This window comes from Streptomyces albidoflavus, from assembly GCF_000719955.1.
GTDB lineage: Bacteria > Actinomycetota > Actinomycetes > Streptomycetales > Streptomycetaceae > Streptomyces > Streptomyces albidoflavus.
In genome coordinates, this window is sequence record NZ_JOII01000072.1 from 1 (window position 1) to 9,434 (window position 9,434).

General features: G+C 73.3%; 10 protein-coding genes. 3 read left to right on the top strand and 7 right to left on the bottom strand.

Going from position 1 to position 9,434, the window contains the following annotated elements:
- The first annotated feature begins 388 nt into the window (after positions 1-388).
- The gene (locus IF45_RS0130815; protein WP_242534312.1) at positions 389-3,256 is read left to right on the top strand and encodes a VWA domain-containing protein; all 2,868 of its coding nucleotides are present in this window, start codon (positions 389-391) and stop codon (positions 3,254-3,256) included.
- Positions 3,257-3,272: 16 nt separating this feature from the next.
- Positions 3,273-3,680: a hypothetical protein gene (locus IF45_RS0130820; RefSeq protein ID WP_256671134.1), complete on the top strand. Its 408-nt coding sequence runs from the start codon at positions 3,273-3,275 to the stop codon at positions 3,678-3,680.
- 18 nt (positions 3,681-3,698) lie between these two features.
- Here IF45_RS0130820 and IF45_RS0130825 read toward each other — a convergent pair whose 3' ends face one another.
- Complete coding sequence (locus IF45_RS0130825) at positions 3,699-5,279, bottom strand: PstS family phosphate ABC transporter substrate-binding protein (protein WP_030310893.1); 1,581 nt, start codon at positions 5,277-5,279, stop codon at positions 3,699-3,701.
- Positions 5,280-5,499: 220 nt separating this feature from the next.
- Between IF45_RS0130825 and IF45_RS0130830 the strand changes: the two genes are divergently transcribed.
- Entirely contained in the window at positions 5,500-6,063 is a 564-nt protein-coding gene (locus tag IF45_RS0130830; protein ID WP_018470463.1) for a DUF6328 family protein, read from the top strand.
- 12 nt (positions 6,064-6,075) lie between these two features.
- Here the strand turns inward: IF45_RS0130830 and tgmC are convergent, their stop codons facing one another.
- From tgmC to IF45_RS0130855, 6 genes are all read right to left on the bottom strand, one after another.
- Positions 6,076-7,275 carry an ATP-grasp peptide maturase system methyltransferase gene (gene tgmC / locus IF45_RS0130835; protein ID WP_008413785.1) on the bottom strand — a complete coding sequence of 400 codons (1,200 nt, stop codon included), beginning with the start codon at positions 7,273-7,275 and terminating at the stop codon, positions 6,076-6,078.
- Entirely contained in the window at positions 7,272-8,237 is a 966-nt protein-coding gene (tgmB, locus tag IF45_RS0130840) for an ATP-grasp ribosomal peptide maturase (protein WP_008413788.1), read from the bottom strand. Before tgmB ends, tgmC begins: the two co-directional genes overlap by 4 nt.
- Positions 8,238-8,244: 7 nt before the next feature.
- Entirely contained in the window at positions 8,245-8,502 is a 258-nt protein-coding gene (gene tgmA, locus IF45_RS0130845; RefSeq protein ID WP_003949584.1) for a putative ATP-grasp-modified RiPP, read from the bottom strand.
- A 129-nt stretch (positions 8,503-8,631) separates the two neighbouring features.
- Positions 8,632-8,850, bottom strand: coding sequence for a hypothetical protein (locus IF45_RS0130850; protein ID WP_003949585.1), 219 nt, complete (start codon positions 8,848-8,850; stop codon positions 8,632-8,634).
- On the bottom strand, positions 8,847-9,026 hold the full coding sequence (locus IF45_RS34510) for a hypothetical protein (RefSeq protein ID WP_202475894.1): 180 nt from the start codon (positions 9,024-9,026) through the stop codon (positions 8,847-8,849). The genes IF45_RS0130850 and IF45_RS34510 overlap by 4 nt, the downstream gene beginning before the upstream one ends.
- 14 nt (positions 9,027-9,040) lie before the next feature.
- A partial coding sequence (locus tag IF45_RS0130855) for an ATP-binding protein (protein WP_030310895.1) occupies positions 9,041-9,434 on the bottom strand: 394 nt, incomplete at its 5' end.

Consider the following 9,434-nt stretch of genomic DNA (forward strand, 5'->3'; position numbering starts at 1 on the left):
AGGTCGTCAGGAACAAGATCAGCACGCATTCCGGACACACTGCCGACCAAGATCGCCGAGCACAAGACCCGCAGCCAAACTCATTCTGAAACGATCAGTTAGGGGAGGCGGCGCAGGGGGTCTGTGAGCTGATGCGCGGTCATGGAGGGGGCGAGGCAAGGGCGGCGTGGGGTCTGGGGCAGGTGTGACACGCCTGTCCCCAATCAGGCAATTTATCTGATCATGCGGCAATAATCGCCATCCCTGCCCTCTCCACGGAGCCGAGGCTGTCGAGGGTGCGGAGCAAACTCCCCGGGCGCCTGCGCGCTGCCGCCGGGTGGGTCCTGGCCATAGCGGTGGTGCTGGGGGCGGGGGCGCCCGGGACGGGGGGACGCCTGCCTTCACCTGCGTGTCCGACGCGGACGGGGACTGCTCGTTCGTCGTGACCGGGACCGCTGCCGGGGGTGCCAACGAGGGGCGGCAGTTCTGGGTGCGGCAGGTCGCGGCGCCCGACGGGTGGTTCGTGAACGACACGTTCCGGACGGGCGGGACCGTCACCACGCCGTACCGGTTCCAGACGCCCCGGCTCGCGGCGGCCACCACGTACAGCTCGACCGCGACGGGGCCGGGCGGGTTCATGGTCGGGTCGGGCGGCAGCAACCGGACCGCGTCCACCGGGACCTGGCAGTCCTCGCGGGTCAATCCGGCCTTGCCGGAGCGGTGCGGGCTCAGGGTGGCGTTGATCATGGACCTGTCGGGGTCGATGAGCGGGAGCGTGCCCGCGCTGAAGACGGCCGCCGACACCTTCGTGGACGCGCTCCAGGGCACCCCGTCGTCGATGGCGCGCTTCACCTTCTCCTCGTACTCCCCGGCCACCCGGGGCGGGGCGAACGCGCCCGGCCTCGTCTCCGTCTCCACCCTCGCCGACGCGGCTGCCTTCAAGCGGACGTACGCGAGCTGGACCAACGCCACCGCCGAGGGCTCGACCAACTGGGACCGCGCGCTGTACGAGCCGGCCTCGGCCACCTCGCAGTACGACGTGGCGGTGGTCATCACCGACGGCATGCCCACCAACTACTCGATCCCCGGCGGTCCGTCCGGCGGGGCCTCCGGCAGTGTGACCCGTTTCCGGGAGCTGGAGAGCGGTATCGCCTCCGCCAACGTGCTGAAGAACGAGGGGACGCGGGTCCTGGCCGTCGGCGTCGGCGAGGGCACCTCCGGGAACGCCGCGCTCAACCTGGCCTCGATCTCCGGCACCGAGAAGTACGACGGCGACAACATCGCCACCGCCGACTACTTCCAGGAGGCCGACTTCGCCGGCGCCGGTGCCGCCCTGCGCCGCCTGGCCCTCGCGCCCTGCACCCCGGCCGTCTCCGTGGTCAAGCAGATCGAGGCGGAGGACGGGGCGCGCACCAACGCGCCCGCCGGGTGGACCTTCGACGCCGCCACGCAGACCCCGGGCGTGACGGTCACCTCGCCGCGTACCACCACCGGCGACGGCACCGGCGCGGTCAGCTTCCCCCTCGTCTACGACGGGGCCGAGACCGCCACCCTCTTTGTGGCCGAGCGGCAGCAGCCGGGCTACCAGGTGGTCCAGCAGGGCGGGCGGAACGCCGTCTGCACCGACCGGATCACCGAGCGGCCCGTCGAGGTGACCGACGATCCCGGCGGCGGGCCCGGCTTCAGCGTCGACGTCGGCGTGCTGGCCTCGGTCACCTGCTCGGTCGTGAACAAGGCGCCGCCCGAGCTGGTCCCGGCCTCGCTCACCGTCGCCAAGCAGTGGTCGGTCACCACCGACGGCGCGCCCCAGGTCTACCCGGAGGGCGAGCAGCCCCGCGAACTACGCGCCGACCTCACCCTCGGAGACCCCACCGGGAACGGCTCCTCGCCCTGGGAGTGGGGCACGGTCCGCGACGGTTACGCCGCGGGGGAGCAGGTCGGCGTCTCGGAGGCACCGCGCTTCGCCGCCGGGGTCGACTGCGACCTGACCGGCGTCGACTTCGACGGCGCCGAGCTGGACCCGGCCGCCCCCAGCACCACCGTCACCCTCGCCGCCGGCGCCAACCGGCACCAGGTCACCAACCACGTGACCTGCCGGACCAAGCTCACCCTGGCCAAGCGGGTGCTGGGCGGCGACGCCGACCCGGACGACTGGACGCTGCGCGCGACCGGCGCCGACGGCTCGCTCCCCGGCCCCGTGGGCACCGGCGGCAGCGCCGGTACCACCGGTGTGCCCGTCACCCCCGAGGCCCGCTACCAGCTCGCCGAGTCCCTGACCGGCACCGACCCGTCCCTCCTCAACTACCGGCAGGTCGACAACCGCACCGACTACCAGAGCAACCCGCTCTCCACCGGCTCCATGAACTGCATCGCCTACGGCCGCGACGGCACCGAACTCCTCGGCTGGAACGACGGCATCAACGGCGGCGTGAACGTCCCCCTGGGCACCCACGTCACCTGCACCGCGACCAACGAGACGGTGCCGCTCACCCTGGTCAAGGAGGTCGAGGGCGGCACCGCCGTCCCGGAGGACTGGCGGATCACCGCCACGCCGATCGAACCCGACCCGGCCGGCGTCCCCGCCCAGACGGTCACCGGCGCGCCCGGACCGGCCGGCGCGGTCATCACCGTCCGTCCCGGCCAGGCGTACCGGATCACGGAGGACGGCGGCCCCGGCGGCTACGAGCTGACCTCGTCGACGTGCCGTACCGACGACGGGGCGACCGGGCCGCGCGATCTCGTGCTGACCGTCAACTCCGGTCAGCGCGGCACCTGCACGCTGGTCAACACCGCCGTGCCGCCGTCACCCGCCACCCTCACCCTGGTCAAGGAGGTCGACAACCGGTACGGGGGCACCGCGCGGCCCACCGACTGGACCCTGTACGCCGACGGCACCGGGCAGAGCCTCGAAGGGGTCACCGGAAGCCCCGAGGTGACCGGCGTCCAGGTCGACTCGGGGCGGTACGTCCTCGCCGAGCGCGGGCCCGACGGGTACGACGCCTCCGGGTGGAGCTGCGGTGCCGAAGGGGAGGAGCCCGCGCCCGTGGCCGACAGCGCGGTCGACATCGCGCCCGGGCAGGACGTGACCTGCACGATCACCAACACCCACCGCAAGCCGGGGCCGAAGCCGACCCCGGACCCGTCGCCGGGGCCGCACCCGCCGGGCCCGCTGCCGGACACCGGTCTGGCCGGGGCGTGGCTGGGTGCCGGGGCGCTGCTGCTGGTGGCGGCCGGGGCCTGGCTGGTGTTCCGCGTCCGCCGGAGCGCGCGGGGGTAGCTGGAGAAGCGGCGGGGTGCCAGGGCGAGACGTACGGCTCTCCCTGGCACTCTGGTACTTCACCGCCGACGGCCGCGCCCTCCTGCTGACCTTCGACCACGAAGGCTCCCTCAACCTCTACGCCGAGGACGACTACGCCCTCCAGGTCTCCCTCTACCGGGGCGTCCCGGAGGACCTGGTCGCCCTGGTCCGCGACCGCCCGGAGAACTACGAGTCGCTCAACCTCACCGACCCGGACTCCGGCGCCACGATCCACTACGCGGGCGGCGTCTTCTGGTTCGACGGCGACTCCTGGCACATCGCGGACGGTCTCGTGGCCTACTGCGAGCAGGAGAAGATCGAGCTGAACGGCGAGGCCGGCTTCAGCTACTGCCTGGCCCCGTACCACTTCGGCGAGGAGTTCCCGGAGTCCGGCGGCAAGTGAACTCCCGCCCGCCGGACTTCAGTCGGCCGCCCCGCAGACCCGCAGCCCCTCGGGCGTCCCGCACGGCAGATGCCCGTGGGTGCGCACCACGTCCTGCCCGGGCCCGCGCGTGGCGAAGGCGAGGAAACCGGCGGCCAGGGAGTCGGCCGGCGGACGCCCGTAGGTGTACGCGTACTCGATCTCCCGGTACGGGTACGCGTCGTGGCCGGCGCCGTCCAGTGAGGGGCGCCGGCCGTCCAGGCTGAGCCTGCGGACGCCCTCCAGGGTGCTGGTGGTGCGCAGTTCGCTGTAGCCGAGGGCGCCGGGGACGCGGGCCACGGTGGCGATGACCTGGTCGGTGGTGTCCAGCTCGCAGCGGATGACGGACGCCTTCGGGTTGTCCTTGCGGGAGCAGTCCCGCGAGGAGGCGGGCGGTTCGAACGCCCCCTCCAGCAGGCGGCGTTGGAGGACGTCCCGGGTGCCGGAGGCGGCGCCCCGGCCGACCAGCACGATCGGCAAGGAGCGGTCGGCGCCGACCTCGCGCCAGTCGGTCACCTCGCCCGCGTAGATCCGCCGCAGGTCGGCGAGGGTCAGGTTCCGCACGGGGACGTCGGCGTGGGCGAGGAGGGTGAAGACGGAGACGGCGAGCCGCGTCCCGGCCAGGCCGCCGCCCTCGCCCGCCCCGCCTCCCTCGTGGCCCGCGTCCCCGGTCTCCTGGCCGTCAGGAGCGGGCCCGTCCGAGAGCGCCACCAGGGCCGGGGCGCCGTCCTTCGCCGCCGCCCCGCGCTCGGCCAGTTCCCGCAGGCCGGTCGTACTCCCGTGCGCCGCCACCGTGATCCGTGAGCCGGGGCACTGCTCCATGTACGCCTCGGCCAGCTCCTCGGCGACCGGGGCGAACGCCGTCGAGCCCGTCACCTCCAGGCTCCCCTTCGCGCACCCCATGGGCGGCGGCCGTTCGCCGCCGGTGACGATCAGCCCCGCCAGCAGCGCGATGCCGACCAGGAACGCCATCGAGGTCAGCCGGGCGGGACGGCTGAACACCGGGGGCTTCTCGTCCGGGGTCAGCGACTCGTTGGGGTGCACGTCGCCGTCCTGGACGCCGCCGCTGACGGTGACCTTGGAGCCGACGGTGCCACCGCTGAGCAGCACCAGCAGCTTGAAGTACTCGCCCTTGTTGAGCGGGACGCGCGGGATGCGCAGGCTGGAGCCGCTGTACTCCAGGCCGTGCGCCGGGGTGAAGTGCGACATCAGGGCGCCGCTGCCGGGGCCGACGGTGACCGCGACGCCGTGCACCTCGCGCCCGTCGAAGGTGGCGGTCATGCCGTGCAGCCCGCCCGAGGTGTAGTCGCCGATGGATACCGACAGCGCCCCGTCGTTCTCGATCCGCAGCAGCACGACGCTGGCCTCGTCCATGCCGTCCGCCTCGTCGAAGAGGCCGAGGCGGGTGTTGCCGCCGCCGGTGCCGTCGTCGTCCCCGATGGCGGTGTCGAGTTGCACCCGGTACCCGATGCGCCGCCTGCGCGGCACCATCCGTTCGTACCACCACTGCCCGAACGCGATCGAACTCGCCACCGCGAACGTTCCCACCGCGATCACGTTCTCGGCGTTGACCCACTCCATCCCGGCCCCTCCCCCGATCGGCCTCGACCCCGCCCGTACGCCTGTACGGGCGGGGGAGGGACACCGTAGGAGGCGCGGAGCCGCCGTGGGGGACGGTGGCGGGAAGTTCGGGAGGTGTTCACCCGGAGCCGGGGCTTCCGTCCCCCTGCGGACCGACGGAACCCGCCTCACCTGCATGTTCGTACCGGTTCGGGGCACACGGACGGAGCTGAGACGGAGGATGCCGACCATGACCATGACCGACCCCTACACCTGCCCTTCCTGCTCCTGCGGGCAGAACGCCCGCACGGTCGCCGTGGGGCCGCCCCAGCTGGAGGAGGAGCGTCCGGAGACGGCCCGCGAGCGGGTCAACCGGAAATGGAACGAGGTCCTCCAGGAGACCCGGGTCGCGCAGACGGGCATCTCGATCCTCTTCGGCTTCCTGCTGAGCGTCGCCTTCACCTCGCTCTTCGGCGAACTGGCCGGACTCGACCGGGGGATCTACGTCGTCACCGTGGTCCTCGCCGCCCTCGCGACCGCCTCCCTCATCGCCCCCGTCTCCCTCCACCGCTTCCTCTCCGGCCTGCGCGTCAAGGACGAACTGGTCGACGCCGCCGCCCGCCTCATGGTCTGCGGCATGGTCCTCCTCGCCCTCACCATCTGCGGCACGCTGCTGCTGATACTGCGCACGGCCGTCCCTTCGCTGCTCGCCGAGGTGCTGGTGGGCGGGGTGATGGTGTGGTTCGGGCTGTGCTGGTACGTGCTGCCGTGGATGATCCGGCGCCGGGCGGGCCGCAGGCGGTAGGGGGCGCGCGGCTCACCGCAGGGCGTGCTCCCAGCGCAGGGACGGGGCGCTCGTGCCGTCGAGCCAGTAGTGGTGCGCCGTCTCCGTCACCCGCAGCCGTACGGCGTCGACGCCCGGACTCCCCGCGTCGCGCCAGGCGAGCAGGGTCTCCTCGACCTGGTCCCAGAGCCGGACGGGCCCGCCCTGACGCACGGTCCAGCCGGCCGCGTTCCGAGGGCCGGGGACGAACTCGGCGAAGGACTCACGGCCAGGGTCGAACAGGTACGTCCGTTGCTGCTCGCCCTCCGCCGTACGGGCGTGGACGAGCTGCGCGTCCGGGACGGTCAGTTGGGCGAGGAAGGCCGGAGTCCACTCCTCCAGGACGGTCGGCGGAACACGTACCTCCCGCTCGCTGTCCGCGTACGCCGCACGGGCGGCCAGGTCGCCGGTCACGGGCGGCTGGGCCTGGGCGCGGGCGTGCATGAACGAGGCCGGCCCGACGATCCGCCCCTCGGCGGTGCCGTCCGTGCCGACGGTGACCTTGGCGAGCCCGGCGCCGTGCGGCCACGAACCCAAGGTGCTGAGGATGACACCGCCCGGCCGGGTCTGACGCACCCAGGTGTAGGGGACGCGGCGGACGGCGCAGGCCGCGATCACCCGGTCGTACGGGGCGCGCGCCGGGTGCCCGAGGAGCCCGTCGCCGGTGACGGTCCAGGTCGATACCCCGATGCCCTCCAGCGCGTCGTCGGCACGCCGGGCCACACCCGGATCGACCTCGACGGTGGTCACGGCGTCCTCGCCGAGCCGGTGACAGAGCAGGGCGGAGGAGTACCCGGTCCCGGTTCCGATCTCCAGCACCCGCATTCCTTCCGCCACCTCCAGGCTTTCGAGCATGCGCAGCACGAGGGCGGGTTCGGTGGACGAGGAGGTGGGTACACCGGGCACCGGTTCGGGGGTGGTGGCCTGGTCGGGGGTGAGGGAGCCGTCGAGCTGGGTGACCAACGACTGGTCGCTGTAGGCCAGTCGGGTCCACTCCGCCTCGGGCGAGCGGTCGGCGAGGAACGGGCGCCAGCGGCCGCGGGGTTCGGGGAGGAAGACGCCGGGGTGGAGGAAGGGTTCCCGGGGGACGGATTCGACGGCTTGGCGCCAGGCGGGGGCGCGGAGGGCGCCGGATTGTGCGAGGCGGGCGGCGAGGGCTCGGCGTTCGGCGGTTGTGGTCGTCGGGTCGGTCATGGGGTGGCTCCTTCTGCCAGCAGGGCGGCGAGGGTGGCGGCCATCGGGAGGCCGGTGGCGTGTTCCAGCCAGGCCCATTGACCGTTGGGGTTGAGTTCGAGGAACCAGGGTGTTCCGGCCCGGTCGAGGGCGAGGTCGAAGCTGCCGGTGGGCAGGTGGCAGTGGTCCAGGAAGGCGAGGAGGGCGGCGGACACGGGCGCGGGCAGGGTGGCCACGCTGTACGTCAGCGCCGAGTAGTCACGACGCCAGTCCAGCAGACCGGAGTCGATCCGTACGGCGAACAGACGTCGCCCCACCACAAGGACGCGGAGGTCGGCGACCTTCGGCACTCGCGCCTGGAAGAGGTGCGGGGTCACGCGTACGCCTTCGTCGATCTCGTCGGCGGTGACCGGCGCGGCCCATCCGGTGACCGGGACGCCGTCGCGCTGGTACGGGGTCCAGCGAAGCGGCTTGTGGATGACCTGGCCGTGGGTGTGGAGAAAATCCCGCGCCTCGTCCGGGTCGTTGGTGATGAGCGTCGCCGGTACGGGCAGGCCGAGGCGCTGGGCCAGGGCGAGCTGGGCGGGTTTGTGGTCGGCGGCGGCGTTGCGCAGGGGGTGGTTGACCCAGCGGGGGCCGGCCAGGGAGTAGAGGGTTCCGCCGAGACCGTGGCGGGCCTGCGCGGCGGCGTACCGGGCGTCGTCCGCGCCCAGCCGGGCGTAGGCGGGCCAGTCCGGGCGCCGCCAGTACACCGCGCGCACCCTGGTGAGGTCGGCGGTCCGCGACGGGGTGCGCACCTGCCCGGCGACGGGGACGCCCGGGCAGGTGCCGAACCGGGCAGAGACCGTCAGCGTGCCGTCCTGAAGGTCGGCGGGGTTGAACCGGACAACCGGCACGCCCCGCCTGTTCAGCTCGCCGATCACCATGTCCGCGGTGGCGTCGTCCGTCTCGGTGGCCACCAGCACCGGTCCCTGCTCGGTCATGGGTCGGTCAGTCCTTGTCGCTGTCCTGGTCGTGGCCTTGGTCGTTGTTCTGGCCGTCGCTGCTGGTGGTCGTGTTCGTCTCGGTCCCCGTGCTGGTGCCGTGCTTGCCCATCTCGACCAGCTGGCCATGCCGGTCAAGGGCCACGCCGAGCTGGGTGAGCGGGTCGATCTCGGTCCTGCAGTACGGGACGTGGGTGGTGGTCGGGTACGGCGCCAGGCGGGCGGCGCCCCAAGGGCGGGCGGTGCGGGGGTTGGTGATGGGCATGTCACTCCTTGCGGGGATGGTGCGGGGCGTTCCGGTGCTCCCCCTCCGCCGGGGGAGGGCGGGACCTGGCTCGGCGGGAGCACGGCTGGGAGCCGAGCAGGTGGTCCGTGAGGCGGGCCGCGATCCCGGTCAGAACGCCGGGGCCGTGTCGCGCAAGGCGAGTTCGCGCCGTACGTACGTCTCCAGGCGGCGCACGCATGGGTCGCAGGCGGTGAACGAGCCGGTGCCGGAGGAGGTCTGTACGGGGCCGAGCCAGAGCACCGGGACCTCGCGGGCCTCGCAGCGCCAGCAGGTGCCGGGGGTCCAGTGACGGCGGGGGTGCGGGAGGCGGGCCGGGGGTTCCGTCATCGCGGGGCGGTGGGGGCGGGCGGTGCCGGGCTGTCGTGGTGGGGGTGGCGTCGCAGCAGTACGCGGCAGTCCACCGCCCGGGAGTGGTCGAACTTCCGGCGGGCCTGCACCTCTTCGTCCCGCAGCTCCTCGCACTGCTGGCAGCCGGGCGCGCCCAGGGGCTCGTGCGTGCCCAGCCTCTCGTATGCGTTTACGCCGCACGCACCTCCGCCCAGACGCGCTTGCCCCAGCGCTTGGGGTCGGCGCCCCAGCGGGCGGCGATGGCGTCCACGAGGACGAGGCCGCGGCCGTCGAGGGCGTCGGGGCGGCTGGGCTTGCGGATGGGGAGGGCGTGGGAGCGGTCGGTCACCGCGATCTCCACCCTTGTCCCGTCGAGCCTGGTCACGGAGACGCGGATCACCGGGCTCCGGGTGTGGCGGCAGGCGTTGGCCACCATCTCGCCCGCGACGAGGCAGGCGTCGTCGGCGAGGGCGTCGAGGGCCCAGGCGCCGAGAGCCTGGCGGATCAGGCGGCGGGCGGCGGGGGCGGACTCGGGGGTGCAGGGGAGGGTTTCGGTGTAGGCGGGGTGGCCGGTGGGGGCGGGG

What these genes read in the sequence shown, in the direction of transcription:
- IF45_RS0130825 (WP_030310893.1), bottom strand. Translation starts at nt 5,279, where the DNA reads ATGGAGTGGGTCAACGCCGAGAACGTGATCGCGGTGGGAACGTTCGCG.
- IF45_RS0130830 (WP_018470463.1), top strand. Translation starts at nt 5,500, where the DNA reads ATGCCGACCATGACCATGACCGACCCCTACACCTGCCCTTCCTGCTCC.
- tgmC (WP_008413785.1), bottom strand. Translation starts at nt 7,275, where the DNA reads ATGACCGACCCGACGACCACAACCGCCGAACGCCGAGCCCTCGCCGCC.
- tgmB (WP_008413788.1), bottom strand. Translation starts at nt 8,237, where the DNA reads ATGACCGAGCAGGGACCGGTGCTGGTGGCCACCGAGACGGACGACGCC.
- tgmA (WP_003949584.1), bottom strand. Translation starts at nt 8,502, where the DNA reads ATGCCCATCACCAACCCCCGCACCGCCCGCCCTTGGGGCGCCGCCCGC.
- IF45_RS0130850 (WP_003949585.1), bottom strand. Translation starts at nt 8,850, where the DNA reads ATGACGGAACCCCCGGCCCGCCTCCCGCACCCCCGCCGTCACTGGACC.